The organism is Nocardia sp. BMG111209 (assembly GCF_000381925.1).
Lineage (GTDB): Bacteria > Actinomycetota > Actinomycetes > Mycobacteriales > Mycobacteriaceae > Nocardia.
In genome coordinates, this window is the sequence record NZ_KB907309.1 from 294,461 (window position 1) to 317,348 (window position 22,888).

21 protein-coding genes are annotated in these 22,888 nt (G+C 69.3%); 6 read left to right on the forward strand and 15 right to left on the reverse strand.

Going from position 1 to position 22,888, the window contains the following annotated elements:
• Positions 1-129: 129 nt before the first annotated feature.
• From G361_RS0132470 to G361_RS0132485, 4 genes are all read left to right on the forward strand, one after another.
• The gene (locus G361_RS0132470) at positions 130-879 is read left to right on the forward strand and encodes a CoA transferase subunit A (RefSeq protein WP_019931312.1); all 750 of its coding nucleotides are present in this window, start codon (positions 130-132) and stop codon (positions 877-879) included.
• Entirely contained in the window at positions 876-1,526 is a 651-nt protein-coding gene (locus tag G361_RS0132475) for a 3-oxoacid CoA-transferase subunit B (RefSeq protein WP_026343770.1), read from the forward strand. Before G361_RS0132470 ends, G361_RS0132475 begins: the two co-directional genes overlap by 4 nt.
• A 62-nt stretch (positions 1,527-1,588) precedes the next feature.
• Entirely contained in the window at positions 1,589-2,404 is an 816-nt protein-coding gene (locus G361_RS0132480; RefSeq protein WP_196814705.1) for a crotonase/enoyl-CoA hydratase family protein, read from the forward strand.
• Between the two features lie 38 nt (positions 2,405-2,442).
• Positions 2,443-3,960, forward strand: a complete 1,518-nt coding sequence (locus tag G361_RS0132485; RefSeq protein ID WP_019931315.1) for a long-chain fatty acid--CoA ligase — start codon at positions 2,443-2,445, stop codon at positions 3,958-3,960.
• Positions 3,961-3,975: 15 nt separating this feature from the next.
• Here the strand turns inward: G361_RS0132485 and G361_RS0132490 are convergent, their stop codons facing one another.
• From G361_RS0132490 to G361_RS0132520, 7 genes are all read right to left on the reverse strand, one after another.
• A complete protein-coding gene (locus tag G361_RS0132490; protein ID WP_019931316.1) occupies positions 3,976-4,587 on the reverse strand; it encodes a Uma2 family endonuclease in 612 nt (203 codons plus the stop codon).
• A 99-nt stretch (positions 4,588-4,686) separates the two neighbouring features.
• Positions 4,687-6,174 carry an MDR family MFS transporter gene (locus G361_RS0132495; protein ID WP_019931317.1) on the reverse strand — a complete coding sequence of 496 codons (1,488 nt, stop codon included), beginning with the start codon at positions 6,172-6,174 and terminating at the stop codon, positions 4,687-4,689.
• 293 nt (positions 6,175-6,467) lie between these two features.
• Positions 6,468-7,244: a hypothetical protein gene (locus G361_RS0132500; protein WP_196814706.1), complete on the reverse strand. Its 777-nt coding sequence runs from the start codon at positions 7,242-7,244 to the stop codon at positions 6,468-6,470.
• A 311-nt stretch (positions 7,245-7,555) separates the two neighbouring features.
• Positions 7,556-8,806, reverse strand: a complete 1,251-nt coding sequence (locus G361_RS0132505; RefSeq protein ID WP_019931319.1) for a serine hydrolase — start codon at positions 8,804-8,806, stop codon at positions 7,556-7,558.
• Complete coding sequence (locus G361_RS45720) at positions 8,799-10,352, reverse strand: MFS transporter (RefSeq protein ID WP_019931320.1); 1,554 nt, start codon at positions 10,350-10,352, stop codon at positions 8,799-8,801. The genes G361_RS0132505 and G361_RS45720 overlap by 8 nt, the downstream gene beginning before the upstream one ends.
• 87 nt (positions 10,353-10,439) lie before the next feature.
• Entirely contained in the window at positions 10,440-11,270 is an 831-nt protein-coding gene (locus G361_RS0132515) for an SAM-dependent methyltransferase (protein WP_019931321.1), read from the reverse strand.
• Between the two features lie 16 nt (positions 11,271-11,286).
• Positions 11,287-12,183, reverse strand: a complete 897-nt coding sequence (locus G361_RS0132520; RefSeq protein ID WP_019931322.1) for a helix-turn-helix transcriptional regulator — start codon at positions 12,181-12,183, stop codon at positions 11,287-11,289.
• Between the two features lie 161 nt (positions 12,184-12,344).
• On the opposite strand from G361_RS0132520, the gene G361_RS45725 reads away from it, so the two are divergent.
• Positions 12,345-12,563, forward strand: a complete 219-nt coding sequence (locus G361_RS45725; protein ID WP_019931323.1) for a hypothetical protein — start codon at positions 12,345-12,347, stop codon at positions 12,561-12,563.
• Between the two features lie 267 nt (positions 12,564-12,830).
• Positions 12,831-14,384: an AMP-binding protein gene (locus G361_RS0132530; protein WP_019931324.1), complete on the forward strand. Its 1,554-nt coding sequence runs from the start codon at positions 12,831-12,833 to the stop codon at positions 14,382-14,384.
• Between the two features lie 63 nt (positions 14,385-14,447).
• Here the strand turns inward: G361_RS0132530 and G361_RS0132535 are convergent, their stop codons facing one another.
• From G361_RS0132535 to G361_RS0132570, 8 genes are all read right to left on the reverse strand, one after another.
• Entirely contained in the window at positions 14,448-15,902 is a 1,455-nt protein-coding gene (locus G361_RS0132535; protein ID WP_019931325.1) for an aldehyde dehydrogenase family protein, read from the reverse strand.
• Between the two features lie 210 nt (positions 15,903-16,112).
• A complete protein-coding gene (locus tag G361_RS0132540) occupies positions 16,113-16,529 on the reverse strand; it encodes a Rieske 2Fe-2S domain-containing protein (RefSeq protein WP_019931326.1) in 417 nt (138 codons plus the stop codon).
• Positions 16,526-17,668 carry an amidohydrolase family protein gene (locus tag G361_RS0132545; RefSeq protein ID WP_026343773.1) on the reverse strand — a complete coding sequence of 381 codons (1,143 nt, stop codon included), beginning with the start codon at positions 17,666-17,668 and terminating at the stop codon, positions 16,526-16,528. The genes G361_RS0132540 and G361_RS0132545 overlap by 4 nt, the downstream gene beginning before the upstream one ends.
• A 49-nt stretch (positions 17,669-17,717) precedes the next feature.
• Positions 17,718-18,818: an amidohydrolase family protein gene (locus G361_RS0132550; protein ID WP_019931328.1), complete on the reverse strand. Its 1,101-nt coding sequence runs from the start codon at positions 18,816-18,818 to the stop codon at positions 17,718-17,720.
• A gap of 232 nt (positions 18,819-19,050) precedes the next feature.
• Positions 19,051-19,914: a metal ABC transporter permease gene (locus G361_RS0132555; RefSeq protein ID WP_019931329.1), complete on the reverse strand. Its 864-nt coding sequence runs from the start codon at positions 19,912-19,914 to the stop codon at positions 19,051-19,053.
• The gene (locus G361_RS45730; protein ID WP_019931330.1) at positions 19,911-20,975 is read right to left on the reverse strand and encodes a metal ABC transporter permease; all 1,065 of its coding nucleotides are present in this window, start codon (positions 20,973-20,975) and stop codon (positions 19,911-19,913) included. The genes G361_RS0132555 and G361_RS45730 overlap by 4 nt, the downstream gene beginning before the upstream one ends.
• The gene (locus tag G361_RS0132565) at positions 20,972-21,874 is read right to left on the reverse strand and encodes a metal ABC transporter ATP-binding protein (protein ID WP_019931331.1); all 903 of its coding nucleotides are present in this window, start codon (positions 21,872-21,874) and stop codon (positions 20,972-20,974) included. The genes G361_RS45730 and G361_RS0132565 overlap by 4 nt, the downstream gene beginning before the upstream one ends.
• Positions 21,875-22,708 carry a metal ABC transporter solute-binding protein, Zn/Mn family gene (locus G361_RS0132570; RefSeq protein ID WP_231387174.1) on the reverse strand — a complete coding sequence of 278 codons (834 nt, stop codon included), beginning with the start codon at positions 22,706-22,708 and terminating at the stop codon, positions 21,875-21,877.
• Positions 22,709-22,888: the final 180 nt, after the last annotated feature.

Below are 22,888 nucleotides of genomic sequence, written 5' to 3' on the forward strand. Positions count from 1 at the left end.
TTCGGCGGTGATCGGCCACTGTGCGAACGATCGCGTAAACGGTACCGGTAAGCCCTTGATCAGGGCACTTCGACCGACTTGACTCGTCTCGGGGGATCCGAAGTGATCACTGAGTGAACGGGTAGGTATATGTCGACGAAGCTGGTCGCCGACGCGAGGACGGCCGTGGCCGATATCGCGGACGGGTCGTCACTGGCGGTGGGTGGATTCGGTCTGTGTGGTATTCCGTCCGGGCTGATCGCCGCGCTACGCGAGCAGGGCACCGCCGGACTCGAGGTGTTCTCCAACAATTGCGGCGTCGACGACTGGGGTCTGGGAATCCTGTTGTCGGCCGGGCGGATTCGCCGGGTCACCGCCTCCTATGTGGGTGAGAACAAGGAGTTCGCGCGGCAGTACCTCTCCGGCGAACTGGAGGTGGAACTGACCCCGCAGGGCACGCTGGCCGAACGGCTGCGCGCCGGCGGCGCGGGCATCCCGGCCTTCTACACCCCGGCCGGCGTCGGCACCCCGGTCGCCGAGGGCGGCCTGCCGTGGCGGTACTCCTCCGACGGATCGGTCTCGGTGCAGTCGCCCGCGAAGGAGACGCGCGAATTCGACGGCCGGACCTACGTGCTGGAGCGGGCGATCAACGCCGACTTCGCGCTGGTGCACGCCGAGATCGGCGATACCGAGGGCAACCTCGTGTTCAACAAGACCGCGATGAACTTCAACCCGCTGGCCGCGATGGCCGGCCGGATCACCATCGCGGAGGTCGAGACCCTGGTGCAGCCGGGCGAACTGGATCCGGCGCAGGTGCATCTGCCCGGCGTGTTCGTGCAGCGCGTGGTGCACGTCGGTCCCCAGGAGAAGCGAATCGAGAAGCGGACGGTGGCGCTGTGAGCTGGTCACGTGAGGAGATGGCGGCCCGCGCGGCCGCCGAGATGGTCGACGGCGAGTACGTCAACCTGGGCATCGGGCTGCCGACGCTGATCCCGAACCATCTGCCCGCCGACGTGCGGGTGGTGCTGCATTCGGAGAACGGCATCCTGGGCACCGGCCCGTACCCGCATCCCGACGCGGTCGATCCGGATCTGATCAACGCCGGCAAGGAGACCGTCACCGTCAATCCGGGGGCGACGTTCTTCGATTCGGCGTTGTCGTTCGGCATGATCCGCGGCGGGCACATCGATACCGCGGTGCTCGGCGGGATGCAGGTCTCGCGGCACGGGGATCTCGCAAACTGGATGGTGCCCGGCAAGATGGTCAAGGGTATGGGCGGGGCCATGGATCTGGTGCACGGCGCCCGGCGGGTCATCGTGGTCATGGAACATACCGACCGCGACGGCAATCCGAAGATCGTCGAATCGTGCACACTGCCGCTGACCGGGCGGGCCGTGGTGCACCGCATCATCACCGATCTCGCCGTCCTGGACGTGCGCGACGGCACGCTGGTGCTGCGCGAACTGGCCCCGGAGGTCACCGTCGAGCAGGTGATCGCCGCGACCGAGCCGGAGATCGTGGTCGAGCTCGCGGACGCCCGCGGTTGAATTGACAGGATTCCTTATTTAACCTCGGGAGGGTAGATCCCCCGAGGTTGGAAGGAGTTCCGGTGAACCCGATTCCGCGGCCCGTGCCGCTGCCGCACACCCTGCGTGCGGAGGTGACCGGCGCGGTGGCCACGCTGACACTGAACCGACCGCACAAGCGCAACGCGCTGGACGACGAGACGGTGCGCGGGATCGGGCATTTCTTCACCGAGCTGGACCCGGGGGTCCGTGCGGTGGTGCTGACCGCCGAGGGTGATCACTTCTGCGCCGGGCTAGACCTGGCGGAGATGGTGGAACGCGACACCCTCGGCGCGGTCGCGCATTCGCGGATGTGGCACCGGGCCTTCGACGCCGTCGAGAACGGCGGCGTGCCCGTGATCGCGGTGCTGCGGGGCGCGGTGATCGGCGGCGGGCTGGAACTCGCGGCGGCCGCGCACATCCGGGTCGCCGAGCAGTCCGCGTTCTACGCGTTGCCGGAAGGACAGCGCGGGCTGTTCGTCGGCGGGGGCGGATCGGTGCGCATCCCGCGCCTGATCGGGGTGGCGCGGATGACCGACATGATGCTCACCGGCCGTCGCTACGACGCCACCGAGGGCGCCGCGATCGGGCTGTCGCAGTACGTGGTGCCCACCGGCGCCGGTCCCGACCGCGCGCAGGCACTGGCCGCCACGGTCGCGGAGAACGCGCCGCAATCGAATTTTGCTGTGCTGCAAGCCTTGCCGCGGATCGCCGAGGCCGGCCCGCGAGAGGGGTATCTGCTGGAGTCGCTGATGTCGGCGATCGCCGGGAGCAGCGCCGACGCGAAACACCGGATGAACGACTTCCTCGCCGGCCGCGCCGCGAAGGCCACCGAGGAGCCGGTTCCCGGATTGTCCTGAAACCGATTCGCCCGCAACACGATCGAACGGAAACAGTCATGCAGGATCAGGGCATGGGCTCCTGGCCGGGCCGGCGGGCCCGGATGACGCCGCATCGCGTGGCATTGATCCAGGACGGCGCGGAGACCACCTATCTGACCCTGCACCGCCGCGCGACCCGGCTCGCGCACGGCCTGCGGCGGCACGGGATCGGCCGCGGCGATCGGGTCGGATATCTGGGCTCGAATTCGGTGGCCTTCGTCGAGACCATGTTCGCGCTCGCCGCCCTCGGGGCGGTCACCGTACCGCTGAACACGCGGCTCGCACCGGCCGAGACCGCGTTCATCCTCGCCGATTGCGGTGCGCGACTGCTGATCCACGATCGCGGCTTCGAATCGGTCGCCGGATCACCGGAGGTGCGGGAGCTGCGCATCGAGACGGTGGCGGTCGCGCCGGAGAGCTCAGGTGTCACGCTGGAGACGTTGCGGGACAACGGTTCCGAGGAGCCGATCGACGAAATCATCACGCTCGACGAGCTTTTCATGATCCAGTACACCTCGGGCACCACCGGACGGCCCAAGGGGGTGCTGCTGACCCACGGCAACATCACCTGGAACGTCTACAACCTGCTGGTCGACCTCGATCTCCGCAACACCGAGATCGCGCTGGTCACCGCGCCGTTGTTCCACACCGCCGCACTCAACCAGGTGCTGTTGCCGGTGCTGCTCAAGGGCGGCACCGCGCTGATCGAAGCCCGCTGGGATCCGGACCGCGCCCTGCACCTCATCGAAACCTACGGCGTGACCATGCTTTTCGGTGTCACCTCGATGTATCTCGGGTTGTCCCGCGCGGCCGCGTTCGGCACCGCCGATCTGCGGACGCTGCGCACCGCGCTGTCCGGCGGTGCGCCGATTCCGGTGTCGCTGCTCGAGACCTACCGGGATCGGGGCCTGACCGTCATCCAGGGCTACGGGCTCACGGAGGCGTCGCCAGGGGTGACAATGCTGCGCGCCACCGATCCCGGTTCCGGCGCGGGCAAACTCGGCTCGGCGGGTACGCCGTGCTTCTTCACCGATGTCGCGCTGGCGCCCACCGACGCGTCCGGCGACGTCGGCGAGGTGCTGGTGCAGGGCCCGAATGTCAGTCCGGGCTACTGGAATCGGCCCGCCGCCCACACCGACGGGTGGCTGCACACCGGCGATGTGGCCCGCCGCGACGAGGACGGCTACCTCTATATCGTGGACCGGCTCAAGGATATGTACATCTCCGGCGGCGAGAACGTGTACCCGGCCGAGGTGGAACAGGCCCTGTATGCCCACGACGCGGTCGCCGAATGCGCGGTGATCGGCGTCCCCGACCCGGTCTGGGGCGAGGTGGGCCGAGCCGTCGTCACCCCGAAACCCGGTGCGGCCCCGACCGAATCGGACCTGCTGACCTTCCTCACCACCCGCATCGCCCGCTACAAGATCCCGAAATCCGTCGTCTTCGTCACCGACCTACCGCACAACGCCGCCGGCAAACTCGCCAAGGCCCGCATCCGCACGGAATACGGCGACGCCGCGGGGGACCATCGGTAACCAGGCACCGGCCGTTCAGGGACGGTGGAGCGCGTCGAAGGTGATCGCGAGCGTGACCGGAGTGTCCAGGACGAGGGCGGTGCGGTGGACCTTGTGCGGCATGTACCGCAGGCCGGACCAGTCGAGGCGGTACTCCTCGATACGGTCGATCGCCTCCCAGCTCTTGTCGAAATGGACGATGAGATAGACCGGAATCCCGGCGCGGGCATACGCCCGGTATTTCTCGCCGGTATCGCTGTCGACGGTCGACTCGGAGGCAACTTCGACGATGAGGGCGATGTGGTCACGAACGGTGTTGACGTCGTACGGTTCACAGTCACGCACGAAGATGTCCGGATAGCGGACATTGAGGCGGTGGTCGACGCGGCGATCCTCGGCGTCGGCGAAGCGGACGGCGACATCGGAGCCGATGCGCAGACACGGGCCTGCGCGATCGCGGGTGTCGTCGAGGGCTGCGGCCAGTCGCCGCACCACGCGACTGTGGGCTTCGGTTTGCGCCGGCAATCGCACCACCAGGCCGTCCACGATCTCGACATCACCGCGTGTGGTGCTGAGCATGTCGGGCTCGGCCGCCAGAAACTCTTCGGCGGTGAAACGTGGGTGCTCATCGGGATGAATCACCGACACAGTCGACTCCTGGTGTGATCCGGCTGGTTCGAGCCCACGACACCCGATGCCGGAGCGACCTCGGCCGCGACCGGACCCCGGGGTCCGGTCGCGCGCTGGTCAGTCGGCGACGAGGGTTGCGACCTCCGGTTCGGGGAGGGTGTCCGCCGAGGTGGCCACGACCTCGGAATCGTCCGGGGAGGTGGAGCGGTTGGGGAGGAGGATCGCCATGACGATGACGATCAGGGAGAGGGCGGCGGAGACGGCGAAGGCCAGGCGCATGCCGTCCAGGTGGGCGATCAGGGGGTCGGTGCCGTGGTTGGTGAGGGTGGTGCTGCGGGCGGTCATGATGGTGACCACCAGGGCGGTGCCGAAGGCGGCGGCCACCTGTTGCAGGGTGCCGAGCATCGAGCTGCCGTGGGAGTACAGGTGGGCCGGCAGGGCGCCGAGGCCGAGGGTGAACACCGGGGTGAAGGCCGCGGCCAGGGCGAGGCTCAGCAGGATGTGCAGGGCCAGCAGTTGCCAGTACGGGGTGTGCAGGGTGATCTGGGTGAAGCCGGTCAGGGCCGCGGTGATCGCGATCGTGCCGGGGATGACCAGCAGGCGGCCGCCGAAGCGGTCGTAGATGCGGCCGATGGTCGGGCCGAGCACACCCATCGCCATTCCGCCCGGCATCACCAGCAGGCCGGTCTGCAACGGGCTGAGGTGGCGCAGGTTCTGCAGGTACAGCGGGAGCAGGATCATCGAGCCGAGCATCGCCATGAAGGCCACCGACATCAGCACCAGGGCCTTGGTGTAGCTGCCGGCCAACAGGATTCGCAGGTCCAGCAGCGGGGTGCCGTGCCGCTGCAGGTACAGCTGGCGCAGGACGAAGGTGGTGATCGCCAGGAGGCCGGCGACCACGATGACGATCGGTTCGACGACGCTGCCGGAACCGAAGCGGCTCAGGCCGTACACCAGGCCGCCGAAGCCCAGCGCCGCGAAAACCACGCTGACCCAGTCGATGTCACCGTCCTGCGGTTCGTCGATATTGTCCAGGCGGCGCAGGCCGAAGATCGTCACCGCACCAGCGATCGGCAGCATCAGCGCGAAAAGCCAGCGCCACGAGGCGATCTGGAGCACCAGGCCGGAGATCACCGGGCCCATCGCCGGCGCCACCGAGATGGCGAGGGTGACATTGCCCATCACCCGGCCGCGATCGCGCTCGGCCACGACCGTCATGAGGGTGGTCATCAGCAGGGGCATCATGACCGCGGTGCCGCCGGCCTGCACGATCCGGCCCGCCAGCAGCAGCGGGAAGGACGGGGAGACGGCCGCCAGCGCGGTGCCGGCCAGGAAGACGCTCATCGCGATCGTGTAGGCGCGGCGGGTGGTGACCCGCTGCAGGAACCAGCCGGTGACCGGGATGATCGCGGCCATGGTGAGCATGAACGCCGTGGACACCCACTGCGCGGTCCGCTCGGTGACGTGCAGGTCGACCATCAGGCGCGGAATCGCGTTGATCATGATGGTCTCGTTCAGGATCACCACGAACGTGGCCAGCACGAGCAATCGGATCACGACGGGCGTGCGTCTGCCGCCGGTTGCGGCGGATAGGTCGGCGGGCATGGATCCTCCGGGGAATCGGTGAGCAGGTCGCATGTGGCTCGAGGCGGACCCGGCAGCGGCGCCGGGCGTGCTCGCCGCATCGCGGCACCACACACCAGTTCGGACGGTAATGATGCGTGGAACTGATCGGTGGTGCAAACAAATTTCCGCCGAACCCCCGGAAGACCGAAATCCGCGACCCGGAAGGACATTGGGGTTCGGTGCGCGGAAAACCTACTCTGCCTCGGAATTCACCCCGGAAATGCGCGACGCCCGCGCCGGGAATCGGCGCGGGCGTCGGAACGGGCCGGAAACTACTTCGGCGCGTTCTCCGACCACGGGGACGTACCGGGTGCGGCCTGCAGCGTGTTGATCAGATCCATGCCGGCCGCGATCAGGGCCGGGCCGCCGACGATCAGCGTGCCGATGATGCCGCCGATGCCGGCGCCGGTGATGGCGGCGGGAATGCAGCCGACCCCGAACAGCGGCAGACCCAGCGCACAGCCCGCGATGGCGCCGATCACGACGCCCGCCGCGGTGCCGAGGAAACCACCGACCGCGGTCGCCAGCCCGAACTGGGTGGCGAAGGACTGCTCGGCCAGCTGGTTCTCCCGCGACGACGCGATCGGGGCGGCGTGCACCTCGACCGAATCGACCGTGGTCCCCGCCGGTGCGGTGGCCTGCGGGGTGAGCGCCAGTACCGCGCCGCCGTCGCGGACCTCGGCCGCGACCGGGATCGCGGTACCCGCGGCGCCGAACGTGGTGGGCAACGTCATGACGGTGGCGCCGCTACCGTCGGCGATGTCGTAGGCCTTGCCGTCCGGGGCCAGCCGGAAGGTGGCGCCGGTCAGCGTGGTGAGCACGGTGTGATCCACCAGCTTGACCGAATACTGAACGGACCCCGGCGATCCCGGCGCCGGCGCCGCCACCCCGGAGACGGTCGGCACGATCGTCGCCGCCGCTTCCGGTTGCGGGGCAGCCGGATCCGGTGCGGCGATCGCCGTTCCGGACCCGATGACGGTTGCCGCCCCCACGGCCCCCACGGTTACGGCCGCAATGATCGGCGCGCCGATCCATGCGCGAATACTCATGTCCCTCTTTCCCTAACACCAGCGACGCCGCAGCGTCACCCCCGGTGGTATCCAAAAGCGATCTCGATATCGTGCGGTGAACGTGAAACGCAACAGCATGGCCGATTCCCGGCGGCCGGATACCCGCGCCGACCTCGAACTACGGAAAACGCTGCGCGACAGAGCCCTCCGACCCGAATCCGCACCCCCGCGTGCAGACTCATCTCACACACAGCGACGACCGCGGCCGAGCATATCGAAAGCAACCTCCGGGCCACAATGGAATACGGGAACTTCCGATCGAATTCTCAGTCGTCCGTAAGCTGTGATGATCACCAGCGGAACGAATCCCCGGCGGGTACGCGCACTGCGCACACGTCGGCGATCTGCGCACACAGTTGCCACGGCCGGCGACCATCCAGCGTCGCCTTGCCACTGGTCAGAATCGCCCCCGAGAGGCCGCGGTCCGGATCGGCCCAGCCGTACTGGGTGGTGAGTCCGCTGCGGCCGAAGTGCGCGCCGGTGTCGTGCCCGAACTTCGAACGGCGCGAGCCCAGTTCGAAACCGGCCCGGCTCACCCGCCCGGCCACCCCGGGTAACCGGGGCGCGGGGGCCACCGCGGTGCGCAGCGTCTCCGGCCGGATGATCCGGACACCGTCCAATTCACCTCCGCGCGCGAGGATCTCGTAGAACCTCGACAACTCCCAGGCGGTGGTGACCAGATTGCCCGAGGGCAGCTCGGCGGTCAGGAAGGACCCCGAGGCGGTATTCGCCACCCGGCCCATGCCGCCACCGAGTGCCTTGCGCGCCAGGAACTTCCACGCCCGCGACGGTCCGGGACCGATCGGTACGCTGGGGATCACCCGCGGCACGTCCGCCGCGTCCACCCCGAAATTGGTCCAGCGGAATCCGAGTGGGCGCAGTACCTGATCGGCGAGGTGCTCGCGCATCCGGCGGCCGGTGGCCCGCTGGACCAGCAGGCGCAGGATCAGTCCGCCCGTCATCGCGTGGTACACCCGGAACCGCCGCCGCGGCCAGGCCGGCCGCAGGTCGGTCAGCGCCCGGACCGCCAGATCCTCGTCCACGACCAGTTCCGAACCGCGATACGGCCCGGTCACGAACGGCACGCCCGCCGCATGCGACAGCACGTCGCCGATGGTGATGTCCTGTTTGCCGTTCGCGGCGAATTCGGGAATGTAGCGGCAGACCCGGTCCTCCCAGGTGAAGGCGCCCTGTTCGATCAGCATCGCGGTCAGCGTGGCCGCCACGCCCTTCGCGGTGGAGAAGCCGCAGAACGGCATCTCGGTGGTGACCGGCACCCGCACCGCGTCCGGGCCGTCGGCCGGCGCGTTACCCCAGCCGTGCCCGATCGCCCGGTTCAGCACCACTTTCCCGTCGCGGCGCAGGCAGATCTGGATCGCGGGGGTCGTCCCCAGCCGGTACCAGTTCCGCACCGATTCCCAGACCGCCGCGACATCGGCGGGATCGAGGCCCGCCGCGGCGGGATCGTCCTCGGGGCCGACGCAGGTCACCGCGTCCAGATCCGGACCGACCGCGACCAGCGTGGCTGCAGGCTCACTCATTCACCCGAGCATACGGTGACCTGCGGACCGGTCTCGTCCGCCACGCGAACAGGGCCCACAGCGCCAGGCCCAGAACCGTTGCGGCAGTGCCGATTTCGCAGACCAGAGCCCAGCCGCCGGACTGGTATGCGAGGCCCGCGGTGACCGAGCCGGCGACGCCGCCGAGGAAGTAGGTCACCATGTAGGCGGTCGTGAGCCGGCTGCGCGCGGCCGGATCGAGCGCGTAGACGGCGGTCTGATTGGACAGCTGGATGCCCTGGATGCCGAAGTCGAACACCAGCAGCGCCGCGATCAGCGCCCAGGTGCTGTGCCCGCCCCAGGCCAGCAACGCCCAGCTCAGCAGCAGTACCAGCCAGACCGAGGTGGTCACCGCGCGCAGCCGGCCGCGGTCGGCGAAGCGGCCGACGACCGGCGCGCCGAGCGCACCCGCGACCCCCGCGAGCCCGAACAGCCCGATCTCGAACTCGGAATAGTGGTAGCCGCTGCCGTGCACCCCGGCCAGCAGGAACGCGATCGAACTCCACACGCCCGAGAAGCAGGCCATCGACAGGAACCCCAGCGCCATCCGGTGCCGCAGGACCGGATGGGTGCGGATCAGCGCCAGGATCGAGGCGAGGACCTCCGGGTACCGCTCCCCCGCCGCGGCCCGGCCGGTCGCCGGGACCAGCACATACAGGCAGATCGCGACGACCAGTTCGGCGATCGCGCCGGCCAGCAGCATCACCCGCCACCCGGCCACCTGCGCGACGGCCCCGGAGACCACCCGCGACAGCAGGATACCGAGCAGCAGCCCGCTCATCACGGTGCCGACGATCTGACCGCGCCGGTGCGGCGGCGCCAGCGCCGACGACCACGGCACCACCACCTGCGCCGCCGACGCGGTCACCCCGGTGACCACCATCGCCGCCAGCAGTACCGCGAAATTCGGCGCCGCCGCCGAAACCGCCAGTGCGACAGCCGAACCCAGCAGGAGTGCGGGTACCAGGCGGCGGCGTTCCAGGAAGTCGCCCAGCGGCACCAGCAACGCCAGCCCGCACAGATAACCGACCTGCGCGGCACTGACGAGCAGCGCCGCCGTGGCGGTCGACAACCGCAGATCGCCGGCGACCCGGTGCAGGACGGGTTGCAGGTAATACAGCCCAGCCACCGACGATCCGGCGGTGATCGAGAACAGCAAGACCATCGGACGGGTGAGCGTGACCGATGGGCCGGCCGGATCGGTCGGATCGGTCGGATCGGTCGGATCGGTCGGATCGGTCGGATCGGTCGGATCGCCGAGATTGTCCGGCCCGCCGCGACCGGGTGAACCGGCGCCACCATCCGAGCCGGCGCCACCATCCGAGCCGACGCCACCATCCGAGCCGACGAGACCGTGCGAGCCGACGAGACCGTGCGATTCGCCGGGTTGGGACGAGGCGGCGCGCGCCGACGAGCCATGGAGACGAGGCGAGCCGGCGATGCCGGGCAGGGGCCGCGGACCGGCGGCAACGTCGCGCGGGTCGGGATTTCCGCCGTTTCCGGAGGTGTCGATCGTCGAACCGGTCATGTGACCATGGTCCAGGCAACGAGCACCGCCGGGCATCGGAGTGGGAACCTTCACACCACGCCCGCGCCGTCGGAGCGGCCCGGCTACTCAGTCCTTGCGGCCGATGCCCGCCCAGTACCAGGCGCTGTCGGCCTCGGCGGTGGCGACCGGGCCGGTCGCGGCGTCCGGGCGCCAGGTGACGACCGGGACGACTCCGGGCGGTACCAGCTCGGTTCCGGCGAACAGGGCCGTGGTGTCCGCGCGGCTGCGGGGGACGAACGGGATGCCGGAGGATTCGGCGGCGGCGACCACACCGGCCATGGCCTTGGCGTCGAAGTCCGCGGTGGGATGGGTGATCACCAGGTGGCTGCCGGGCGGTGCGGCGTCGAGCAGGGTCGTGACGATACCGGCCGGATCGTCGGCGTCGCGGAAGTACATCAGGATCGCGACCAGCATGATCGCGATCGGCTCGGTACCGTCCAGGGTCGCCGCGAGCGCGGGATGGTCCAGGATGGACCGCGGATCGTGCAGATCGGCGTAGACGAAATCGGTGCGACCGGTCGGTGCGCCGGCCATCAGCGCGCGAGCGTGCGCCAGCACGATCGGATCCTTGTCGACGTACACGACGCGGGCCGCCGGATCGAGCGCCTGGGCGACCTCGTGGGTGTTGCCCGCGGTCGGGATGCCGGTGCCGATGTCGAGGAAGCGGGTGATGCCCGCCTCGGCGACGAGATACCGCACCGCACGCCCGAGGAAGGCCCGGTTGGCCCGCGCCATGGTCTTGATGGTGGGAACGTGCGCGGCGATGGTGTCGCCGAGCGCACGGTCCGCCGGGTAGTTGTCCCGGCCGCCGAGCCAGTAGTCGTAGACCCTGGCCTCGTGCGGCACGCTGATATCTATCTCGGTCGGCAGCCCCGGGTCGACGGTACTGTCCGGCATGTTCCCCCCTGATCGGTCATCCCAGGATTGCGGCTATCCGGTCGATGGTCTGTTCCGGCGCCATCGCGACCACCGACAACCGGTCCCAGATCTCCCGGTACGCGTCGAGATCGCTTCTGCGGTCGAGGAATTGGGTACCGGTCGCGTGATGGAGATGGACCAGGTCACCGAGATCCGCGGCACCGAACCGCAACATCGTGAACGGTACCGCACTGATCGCCGGCCCACCCCGGTGATCGGGCAGAATCTGCACGGTGACATTGGGCCGCAGCGCCGTCCGGGCCAGATATTCCAGCTGCGCCCGCCACACCGCGGTACCGCCGAGCGGCCGGCGCAGTGCGGCCTCCTCGACCACCACCCACAGCCGCGGCGCGTCCGGGCGGGTGAGCAGCCGCTGCCGACGGATCAGCACCTCGACCCGCCGTTGCAGCTCCAGCGTCGAACCCTGTTGTGCCACCGCGAGAATCGCCTGCGCGTAGGCCGCCGTCTGGAGCAGTGGCGGCATCACCCCCGGCGCGTAGCTGCGGATCAGCGCGGCCGCGTCCTCGAGCGTGAAATAGGTGTCCCAGCGCTGGGTGGGCGAGCCGACGTCGGCGTGCCACTGGCTCGCCGCATTGGCCCGCCGGGCCAGATCCAGGTACTCGGCCCGCCGCTGCGGATCGCCGATCCCGTAGACGGTGAGCAGATCCTCGATATCGCGGGTGCGACAGCCGACCCGGCCCGCCTCCATCCGGCTGATCTTGGAATGTGAGGCGCGGATCGCGTTGCCGGCGATGTCACCGCTGATCCCCGCCGCCTCGCGCAAGCGCCGTAACCGGGCTCCGAGAATCACGCGCAGCAGTCTCGGATCCACCCCCGGCTCGCCGCCGTGGTCACCGCTACCGCCCTCGACGACACTGCTGCTTTCGATCATTGACCCTCCTGCCGACCATGAGGTCGCGGGTTCGAGTGTGCCACAACAGTTCTGCCTCGGCAGCGGATCGGCCTGCACGTGCCGATGCACGTGCAACGGCGTTATACTCCGACCGGGAAAATTGCCCGGAACATACCGGCGATGCCTCGGAGAGGAGAGCGGTGACACACGCCCTCACCGGCACCCGCCACGGCGAGCGGATACCCGGTGACCGCATCGGTATAACAGATGTCGCCGCGGCCTACGGGATCGAGGCGATCCTGCGCCGCGTCGATCAATTGCGGGCCGACGGCCAGTGGTTCGCGGCGCACGCGATCGAAGCGGAGCTCAGCGCAGCAGGATTCGGCACCCCGACCGCCGAACTGCGTACTCCGGCCTGAACGATCCACCCCGGCGCCGGCCGGTGCGCAATGGCGACAAGGCTTTTCGCCGTCGCGCACTGCCGGTTCCGGTGGTGTGCCAAAGGTCTTGCTCCGCAATGCTTTCCGGTATCGTCGCGCGCCGGGATTTTGTAAGTAAACATTCACATTCAGGCCGGCCGGCGGGTATCATGGGGCCCGAGCGGAGAGCCCTGTGCCCCGCCTGTCAGCCGACCGTGGCGGCCCTCGGGGGCGGTGGCGGTCCTCCCCTCGGGCAATGGAGCTCCCATGCGCAAGATCCCCGCCGACCTGGCCGAAAGGTATGTGGCAGAAGGCTGGTGGACCGACGATACGCTCGGCGATCTGCTCGGCCGCGGCCTGGCCGCCGCGCCGGATACCGAATTCCATGTGCACTCCGAGGTGCGGCCGTGGTCGGGCACGTTCGGGGAAGTGGAGTTGCGGGCCCGGCGTCTGGCGGCGGGGCTGCGGGAGCGGGGGGTCGGGCCCGGTGACGCGGTGGCGTTGCAACTGCCCAACTGGGTCGAGGCCGCGGTGGGCTTCTGGGCGGCGGCGCTGCTCGGCGCGGTGGTGGTGCCGATCGTGCACATCTACGGGCGCAGGGAGGTCGAGTTCATTCTGCGGACCGTGCGGCCGCGGGCCTTCCTGACCGCGGAAGCCTTCGGGCCGTTGCGATTCCGGCCCGAGGTGGCGGCGCAGGTGCCCGTCGTCGGGGTGGTCGGCCGGGATTTCGATCGGCTGCTGGCCGACGAGCCGCTGACCGGGATCGCCGCCACCGATCCGGACGCACCCGCGCTGATCGCCTTCACCTCCGGGACCACCCGGGATCCGAAGGGGGTGGTGCACAGCCATCGCACCCTCGGATTCGAGATCCGCCAGCTCGGGGCGCACAATCCGCCGTATTCGGGGCCGGCGCTGACCGCCGCGCCGGTCGGGCACTTCATCGGGATGCTCGGTGCGCTGCTGCTGCCGGTGCTGGACGGCAGCCCGGTCCATCTCATGGATGTCTGGAATCCGGCGCGGGTGCTGGAGCTGATGGGGCGGCACGGTGTCGCGATCAAGGGCGGGGTGCCGTATTACGTCACCAGTCTGCTCGACCATCCCGACTTCCGGACCGAACATCTCGCGTGCATCCGGTATGTCGGATTCGGCGGGGCGCCGGTGCCCGCGGCGGTCACCGGCCGGCTCACCGAACTCGGCATCACGGTGTTCCGCTCCTACGGGAGTACCGAACATCCCTCGGTGACCGGATCGCACTACACCGCCGAGGCCGGTAAACGCCTGTACACCGACGGTAAGGCGCTGCCCGGGGTGGAGGTGCGGCTGGCCGAGGACGGCGAAATCGTCACGCGCGGACCGGAATTGTGCCTCGGCTACACCGACGACAAACTCACCGAGCGGGCCTTCGACGCCGAGGGCTGGTATCACACCGGCGATATCGGGGTCTTCGACGCGGACGGCTATCTCACCGTCACCGATCGCAAATCCGACCTGATCATCCGGGGCGGGGAGAACATCGGCGCGCTCGAGGTGGAGGAGGTGCTGCTCGGTATACCGGCCGTCGCGGAGGCCGCCGTGGTGGCCGCGCCCGATCCCCGGCTCGGCGAGCACGCGGCCGCGGTGCTGCGGTTGCGGGCGGACGCGGCCGCGCCGACGCTCGCGGATCTGCGCGCGCATCTCGCGGAAGTTGGCCTGGCGAAACAGAAGTGGCCGGAGGAGCTGCACATCGTCACCGATTTCCCGCGCACGCCCAGCGGTAAGGTGCAGCGCTTCCGGCTGCGGCAGGCGATCGCCGACGGCACGATCGGCACACCGGCCGAGTAACGCCCTCGGCGAAACGCACTGCGGCCCCGCCGATCCGGCGGGGCCGCAGTTCCGATCACCTACTCAGGCAACGGGTTTGGCGATGGTCTTGCGCTGGAGGAATTCCTCCAGCCCCTCGGGGCCCATCTCGCGGCCGAGTCCGGACTGCTTGTAGCCGCCGAACGGGACGTCGGGGGCGAAGTACATGCCGCCGTTGACGCTGAGGGTGCCGGTGCGGACCTTGCGGGCGATCGCCAGGGCGCGTTCCTCGTTGCCGTAGACCGCGCCGGACAGGCCGTAGGCGGAGTTGTTGGCGATGCGGACCGCGTCGTCGTCGTCCTCGTAGGTGAGCACGACCAGGACCGGACCGAACACCTCCTCCTGTGCGATCTCGGAGTCGGGATCGACGTTGGTGAGCAGGGTCGGGGTGTAGAAGAAGCCGGGATCGACCTTCTCCCCGCCGCACACCAGCTTCGCACCCGCCGCGACGGCCCGATCGACCATGCCCGCGACCTTGTCCCGCTGCCGCGCGCTGACCAGCGGACCCATGTACTTGGTCGGATCCTCGGGGTCGCCGACGCTCACGTTGCCGAGCATCGCCGCGATCTTGTCGACGATCTCGTCGTGCTTGCTCGCCGGGACCAGGATGCGGGTGGTGATCGCACAACCCTGACCGGCGTGGCTGCATCCGGCGAAGGCCGACATCATCGCGACCATGTCGAAATCGGCGTCGTCCAGGACCACCGCGGCGGACTTGCCGCCGAGCTCCAGGAAGACCCGCTTCAGGGTGCCGCTGGCGGCGGCCATGATCTTCTTGCCCACCGGGGTGGAGCCGGTGAAGGTGACCATGTCGACGTCCGGATGCGTGGTCATCAGCTCGCCGACCTCGACGCTGGTCGAGGACAGCACGTTCACCACGCCCGGCGGGATGTCGGTGTGCTCCGCGATCAGTTCGGCGATGCCGAGGGTGATCAGCGGGGTGTCGGGCGCGGCCTTCAGCACCACGGTGCAGCCGGCGGCGAGCGCGGGGGCGAGCTTCGCCAGCGCCAGCTGAGTGGGGTAGTTGTAGGCGATGATCGCCGCGACCACGCCCGCGGCTTCCTTCTCCACCCAGCGCAGGTGGTTGGCGCCGCGCACCTCGATGGTGCCGCGGTCCTCGCTGAACGAGTAGCCGGGCAGCAGATCGGCGTAGTACCGCACGATCTCGATCGGCGTCTCCAGCTGCGGGCCGGAGGTGGACATGCGGGTCGCGCCCACATCGCCGACCGTCAGATCGCGCAACTGTTCCACGTTGTCGGACAGGGCTCGGTGCAACTGATCGAGGCAGCGGGCCCGCAGCTCGACGTTGGTGGCCCAATCGGTGGTGTCGAACGCCTTGCGGGCGGCTGCGATCGCGGCCTCCGCCTCGGCGAGCCCGGCATCCGGGGCATAACCGAAGATCTCGCCGGTGGCCGGGTTGATCGATGGGTACGACTGCGCCGCGTCGACCAGCTGGCCGTCGATGAGCAGTCGCTTCGTGACGCCCGTTGTCGCTGGCATCCCGTCTCCTCGATGAGTTGGAAGATCAATTTCGAGCAATGAAAACTTCATTCTCGTATTCGAGAATCCTACATTCGGCGACGCGGCGCTACCTCGGATTCGGGCAGATCCACCGGTCGATTCCAAGAAAAAACACCGTGCCGGGCGCACCCGGACACGGTGTTTCCGATGTTTGCTCACGGGCGCGCGGTGATCCGCGCGCCCGATCGGTCAGGCGGTGACCAGAACCTCGTCGCCGACGACCCGGACCGGATAGGTGCGGATGCTCCACTCCGGCTTCACCGCGGTGGTGCCGGTGGAGAGTTCGAAACCCCACTGGTGCCACGGGCAGTAGATGTACTCCTGGTCGCGCACTTCCACCGCGTCGCCGGGGGCGTTCTCGTCCACCACGGTCCGGCCGCGGGCGCGACCGGAACACAGCGGACCACCCTCGTGCGGGCAGTAGTTGGCGATGGCGTAGAAGGTGCCGTTCACGTTGTAGACACCGACGCCGTGGCGACCGATCGGCACGAGTTTGTGGGTGCCGGGGGCGATTTCGTCCACCTTGGCCACCACATGCTCCCGGCCCTGCGCCAAGCGGGGCTCGGATGCCTTGTCGTGCAGTGCTTCCTCGGCCAAGCCCGTCACCAGACCTTGGTCTGCCCCGGCAGCGCCGGAACCGACTCGGGCAGATGGTAGGTGTCGATCCCGTTGCGGAACATGATCGCCTCGCGCGCGTGGGCCGGCAGATGCTTCACCAGCCAGCGCGGATCGTCGTAGGTCCAGTGCGGGTAGTCCGAGGAGAACAGCAGGATCTTCTCGCAGTCCATCCACTCGAACGCGCGGGTCAACTCGGTCTTGTCGTCCGGGTAGTCCAGCGGCTGGGTGGTGAACTTGATGTGTTCCTTGACGTACTCCGACGGCTTGCGCTTGATGTCCATCCAGGACTTGCGGGCCTCGTAGATCGCGTCCATCCGCCACATCAGCGGCAGGATCCAGGTGAAAGCGTGCTCTACCAACACGATTCGCAGATCCGGGAACCGGTCGAAGGTGCCGTCGAAGATCAGGCTCATCACCTGGTTGTTCGCCAGCAGCGAGTAGCTGACCATGAAATCGTGGTTGTACGAGGGCACACCGACCGGCGGGATCGGCAGCGTCTCGTAGTAGCCACGGGACAGGTGGCAGGCCACCGGCATGTTGTGCTTCACCGCGGCGGCCCAGATCGGGTCGTAGTGCGGGTCGCCCCACGCCGGACGCGGCTCGGCCTTGATCAGGATCTGCGACATGTACTCGTGGCCGGCCCACTTCTCGATCTCGCGGACCGCGCCCGGAATGTCTTCCGTCGCAGCGCAGATGGAGCCGCGCCAGCGCTTGTGCCAGTTGTTGTGGCTGTCGAGCCAGTGGTTGGCCAGCCAGGTGTTGTGCGCGGCGCCGATCGCCTGCGACCACTCCGGCAGCCGCTTGGCGCCGAAACCCGGCTCCAGGATGCCGATGTCCGAGCCGCCCTCGATGATCGCCTGCTGGAAGGCGAGATCCGGGTCGCTGCCCGGGAATCCGCCGTCCTCGGTGAACGAGTCGACCCGCATCGCGAAGGCGTGATTGAAATCCGGTGCGTCGTAATAGATCGTGCTACCGACCTTGTGCGACAGGATCTTGCTCCGCAACGGCTCGGGGATGTACTCCACCAGCTGCCCCGGTGCGGGCACCGGATGGATGTCCGAGTCGACCACCCGGATCGGGACCAGTTCGGTACTGGGCACCCGGGACCGGATCATTGCCTGCGTCATGATTGCCTCCCACTGTCTTTCGGCCCGTGCTGCCGGAAAACGTGTTGGTTCACCGCACCCCGGCGGTGGTGATGGTGGTGTCGATGTCGATGCCGTAGAGACCGGCGGCGTTGCGCCACAACAGCTTCTCCCGCTGCTCGCCGGACAGGGCCGACGGCACCTTCACCGTCTCGTCCAGCTGCCAGTGCGGGTAACTCGACCCGAACATGACCATGTTCTCCTTGCCGGTGAAACCGAACCACTCCCCGGCGTATTCGACGTCGCCGGGGCCGTCCATCGCACCCTGCACGAAGTAGACGTGCTCGGGCAGGTAGGCGCTCGGCATCTGCGGCGCCCACGGGGTCTGCTCCAGATGCGGGCGGCCGAAGGTGTCCATCCGCCACATGAACGGGGTCAGCATGTCCGCGGCGCCGTCGGCCCACACCCACCGCAGCCGCGGGAAGCGCTCGAAGACGCCCTCCGCGATCATGTTCATCAGGTGGTAGATGTAGTTCAACGCCATGAACGACGCGTACTGCTCATAGGTGCGCGGGTGTCCGGACGGCGTCGGCGGGTTCTCCACGCCGCTGCCCGTCTCGATGTGCACCGCCACCGGCAGGCCCGCCTCCTCGGCGGCCTCCCACAGCGGCCAGAACTGCGGCTTGCCGTACAACTCGCGCGACTGCAACGGAATCCCGATCTGCACGATCTGCGGATTACCCTGCCAGCGGCGGATCTCCCGGATCGCGCCGGAGATGTCGTCGGGGCACACCCGGATGGTGCCGCGGAACCGCTCCGCGTACCGGCCGGACTCCAGCCAGCGCGAGACCATCATCTCGTTGTGCGCCGCCAGAATCGCCGAGGTGAGATGCCGGTCGGGCAGGACGCCGCGGGTCATCGGATGCAGCACCGCCACATCCACACCCCGCTCCAGGAACAGGTGTTCACCCACCACATCCGGTTCCGAGCCCGGATACTCCCCGTTCGGCCCTTCGGTGCCCGGTGCGTACTCCCCGCCCGGCGCGCCGTACCAGTCCATCTCCACGTCCGGGATGCCCCGGGACCGGTACGGCTCGCGCAGCGCGCTCCGGAAGTCCCGGTTCGAACGGAAGAAGATGTGCACACTCGCATCGATCAACGGAATGCGGGTGCCGTCAGGCAAATCCAGCAATTGCAGCTCCCACTCACGGTCGTCCGGACCGCAAGACATGCCCGCACGACAACAGGCACACTCTTGCAATCCTTACAGTGATAACGATACTTCCGGATTTGGAGAATGGCAATACCGTAGTGAGTCTCCGCTTACTGCTGGAAGGTTGCCGGAACGGGTCGGGGATGCCCCCGCCGAGCCTGCCGGACCTGCGTGGATCGGCTCCGCCACGGGTACCGGATACCCGTCGCTGCTACCCACTATGCGCCCGTCGCGCGCGGCGCGCAGCCGACATCCACAACCCGGTCCGGCCCAGGGCCACCACCACGAGGTATCCCCCGGTGGCCGTCGCCGTCACGGTGAAAGCGGCCGGTGCGGCCGGAACGGCCCAGGACAAGGCGATACCCGCCCACACCGCCACCGTGGCCAGGACCGCCGACAGGCAGAACGCCGGCCAGGGCCGCGCGGTCAGCCGGGCCGCGGTGGCGGCCGGCGCGGTCAGCAGGCCGAGCACCACCACCGCCCCGACCAACTGCGACGCCTCCGCGACGGTCGCGCCCACTACCGCCAGGAACACCACGCCCAGCAGCCGCACCGGCACCCCGGCCGCGCGGGCCACCGCGGGATCGATGGTCGCGAACAGCAACGGCCGCGCGATCGCCAGCAGCACGAGCCCGGCGAGCACCGCCACCGCGACCGCGATCTCCGCCCCCCGCGCACCGATGCCGAAGACGCTGCCGAACAACACGTTGACGTTGGCGTTGCCGTGACCGCCGCCGCCGCTGCGATGCGTCGTATAGAGATAGAGGAACAGCACGCCCAGGCCGAGGACCCAGGCGAACAACGAACCGATCGCCTCCTCGTCGGCGCCGCCGCGCGCCGACCCGAGGCCGAGTATCACTCCGGCCAGCACCGCGGCCACGAAAAGTCCTGCCCGGGGCGCGAATCCGAACAGCAGCGCGGCCATCCCGCCGGTGTAGGCGACGTGTCCGAGCGCGTCACCGGCGAACACCTCCCGCCGCAGCACCAGGAAATACCCCACCGCGCCGCACAATATCGCCACCGCGGTCCCCGCCACCAGCGCGTGCACCATGAAGGGGTGCGCGAGAATGCTCACGCGGCAACCACTTTCGTCTCGCCGTCGCCGTCGCCGGTGGCGGTGGCGGTGGCATCGGGGAGGGTGGCGACAGCAGCGGCGCGCGGCGGGGACCCCTCACGTCCACGCCGCGGCGCCGATGCTGCGGCCGCGTCCGGCGAGGTGGACGTGGCAGGGAGGGAAGGCTTTTCACGTAGCGGGCCGGGCGGGCCGGGGCGCTGTCCGCCGCGGCGATCGCGGCAGGCGGCGAGTCCGGTGCTTGCCAGGTGGGCGGTGAAGGCGAATGTGCTGACCCAGAATCCGATCGGATAGGAGGAGAAGAAGGCGCAGGACAGTCCCAGCCAGGTGACGGTCAGCGCGATCGCGACGGAGCAGGCGATGCCGGGGCCGGGGCGGGTGGTGAGGCGGTGGGCCGCCGCCGGTGGGGCGACCAACAGCGCGAACACCAGTAGGGCGCCGGTGACCTGGCCCGCGCCGGCGGCGGCGATACCGAGCAGCACCAGGAATCCGGACGTCATGACGCGCGTCGGAATTCCTTGCACGGCAGCGGCTTTCGGGTCGATCGAGGACCACAGCAGCGGACGGCCCGACAGCAGGAGCACCAGCAGGCAGACGGTGCCGGCGGCGAGCAGGAGCAGCACCTGACCGGTGGTGACGCCGGCGATGGTGCCGAACAGCAGATTGGTCAGGCCGGAGAGGAAGCCGTGGTACAGGCTCACGAACAGCATTCCGGCCGCCAGCGCGAAGGCCTGTACGGTGCCGATGACCGCCGACTGTTCCCCGGAACCGCGGGCCCGGGTCGCGGCGGGCAGCGCGCCGATCACCAGGGCGGCGGTCGCGCAGGAGGCGAAACTGCCGTAGCCGGAGGCGATTCCGAGCCAGGTGGCGGCGGCCGCGCCGGGGAAGCCGAGGACCGCCAGGGTGTGCCCGGCGAAGGCCTCGCGGCGCAGCACCATCACCCAGCCCACCGCGCCGGCCACCACCGCGACGATGGTGCCCGCGCGAAATGCGTTGACCATGAACGGATACGACAGCATCTGCCGCAGATCCAGCCACGGATTCCAGTACAGGTGCGGGGTCATCGCGCCGCCCCCGGATCCGGCTCGGCGGGGCCGGCCGGGGTCCCGGGCCGGCCGACCACCACCGCCCGCCCGGCCGAGTCACGCAACACCTCGATCGGGATGCCGTGCAGCGCGGTCAGCCGCGGCGCGGTGATCACTTCGGCGGGGGTTCCCGACGCCGCCGTGCCGCCCGCCAGGTAGACGACCCGATCCAGGTGCGGCAGCAGCGGATTCACGTCGTGCGCGACCATCAGCACCGCGACCCCGTCGGTCCGGCACAGATCGCGGATCAGGTCGATGATGCCCGCCTGGCCGGGCAGGTCGAGGCTGTCCAGCGGCTCGTCGAGCAGCAGCAGCGCGGGGCGGCGGATCAGCGCCTGAGCGATCAGCAGGCGTTGTTGTTCGCCGCCGGAGCACCGGCCGATCGGCCGATCGGCGTAGCCGCTCGCCCCGACCCGGGCCAGCACCTCGCGCAGCCGCTGCCGCCGGGCCCGCGTCCGCTGCGGGAACAGCATCCGGGAGAGCACGGGAATCGGTGTGCCCCAGCGTGATCCGTCGAGACCGAGCCGGACCACATCGCTGCCGCGCAGCCGGACCGCGGCGTCGAAGGCGCGGCGCTGCGGCAGATATCCGATCCGCGCGTTGCGCCGGCCGGGCCGGTCGCCGAGCACCTCCACCCTGCCCGCGGCCGCCGGCACGAGACCGAGCAGCACATCGAGCAGGGTGGATTTGCCGGCGCCGTTGGGGCCGAGCACCGCGACGAACTCACCGGGCCGGACCTCGAGCGTGACATCCGACCAGATCCGGCGGCCGCCGCGCGCCGCCGCCAGATCGCGCAGCCGGATGACGGGCGGACCGCCGGAACCGGCCGCCGGCACGGTCGCTCCGGCGGGCGCCGCGTGGGTCTGCGCGCTCCTCATCTAGCGGCCGGTCGCCCGGTGCAGCGCGTCGGCGAGCGCCTGCAACTGCCCGGTCTGCCAGTCCCGGAAGGCGGCGCCGGCGGGGGCCGGGGTCTCGGTGACCGTCGTGACCTCGATCCCCTGCCGCTTCGCCGCGTCGACCTGGGCCTGTACGTCCGGGGTGCTGTTCTGGCTGTTGTATATGTAGACCTTCAGCGCCCCGGCGGCGATCTGCGCGTCGATGGCGGCCTTGTCGGCCGGCGGCGGATCGGTGCCCTCGCTGATCGCCTTCAGGAAGGCCGGGGGTGTCACGAGATTCAGCCCCAGCGCCTGGGCCAGCGGTTCGACGATGGATTCGCTGGCGCCCACCGGGGTACCCGCGTACTTCTGCCGGATCTCCGTGACCAGGCTCCGATATCCCGCCAGGTCGGCGGCCAGGAATCGGTCGTGCTGCTGGTCGAAGTAGCCGGCGTCGGCCGGATCGGCCCGCTTGTAGGTCGCGGTGATCAGATCGACGACCGTCGCGACCGAGGCGGGCGAGTACCACTGGTGCGGATTGCCGTCGGCCGGAACGCCGAGCTGCGTGCCGATGTTCACGTCGATGCGGTCCCGGCCCGGGTCGGCGGCGAGCAGTTTGTCCGCCCAGGCGTCGTATCCGATGCCGTTGGCGATCACCACCTTCGCGCCGGCCACGGCGCGCGCGTCGGCCGGGGACGGCTCGTAATCGTGCGGATCGACGCCCGGATCGCTGATGATGCTCGTCTCGTGCACCTTGTCGCCACCGAGCCGGGCGGCGATGCCACCCCACGCGTCGATGGTGGCGACCACCGCCAATCCGTTAGCGGCGGAAGGCATTCCGCCATTCTTCGGCGATTGCGGCGCGGACGTGCCGCAGCCCGCCGTCACCATCGCCAGCGCGGCCGCACCGAACGCCGCACCCCTCACACGCCTGCCGAAACCGGGTCGAGCCATCGAAATCCCTCATCAGACTTTGAAAGTGAAAATCATTGTCGATAAGGTAACAGCACTCTCCGG

Coding starts and splice junctions, on each gene's coding strand:
- G361_RS0132485 (WP_019931315.1), top strand. CDS start 2,443: ATGCAGGATCAGGGCATGGGCTCCTGGCCGGGCCGGCGGGCCCGGATG.
- G361_RS45730 (WP_019931330.1), bottom strand. CDS start 20,975: ATGACCCCGCACCTGTACTGGAATCCGTGGCTGGATCTGCGGCAGATG.
- G361_RS0132545 (WP_026343773.1), bottom strand. CDS start 17,668: ATGACGCAGGCAATGATCCGGTCCCGGGTGCCCAGTACCGAACTGGTC.
- G361_RS0132570 (WP_231387174.1), bottom strand. CDS start 22,708: ATGCCTTCCGCCGCTAACGGATTGGCGGTGGTCGCCACCATCGACGCG.
- G361_RS0132565 (WP_019931331.1), bottom strand. CDS start 21,874: ATGAGGAGCGCGCAGACCCACGCGGCGCCCGCCGGAGCGACCGTGCCG.
- G361_RS0132470 (WP_019931312.1), top strand. CDS start 130: ATGTCGACGAAGCTGGTCGCCGACGCGAGGACGGCCGTGGCCGATATC.
- G361_RS0132495 (WP_019931317.1), bottom strand. CDS start 6,174: ATGCCCGCCGACCTATCCGCCGCAACCGGCGGCAGACGCACGCCCGTC.
- G361_RS0132530 (WP_019931324.1), top strand. CDS start 12,831: ATGCGCAAGATCCCCGCCGACCTGGCCGAAAGGTATGTGGCAGAAGGC.
- G361_RS0132520 (WP_019931322.1), bottom strand. CDS start 12,183: ATGATCGAAAGCAGCAGTGTCGTCGAGGGCGGTAGCGGTGACCACGGC.
- G361_RS0132500 (WP_196814706.1), bottom strand. CDS start 7,244: ATGAGTATTCGCGCATGGATCGGCGCGCCGATCATTGCGGCCGTAACC.
- G361_RS45720 (WP_019931320.1), bottom strand. CDS start 10,352: ATGACCGGTTCGACGATCGACACCTCCGGAAACGGCGGAAATCCCGAC.
- G361_RS0132505 (WP_019931319.1), bottom strand. CDS start 8,806: ATGAGTGAGCCTGCAGCCACGCTGGTCGCGGTCGGTCCGGATCTGGAC.
- G361_RS0132535 (WP_019931325.1), bottom strand. CDS start 15,902: ATGCCAGCGACAACGGGCGTCACGAAGCGACTGCTCATCGACGGCCAG.
- G361_RS0132515 (WP_019931321.1), bottom strand. CDS start 11,270: ATGCCGGACAGTACCGTCGACCCGGGGCTGCCGACCGAGATAGATATC.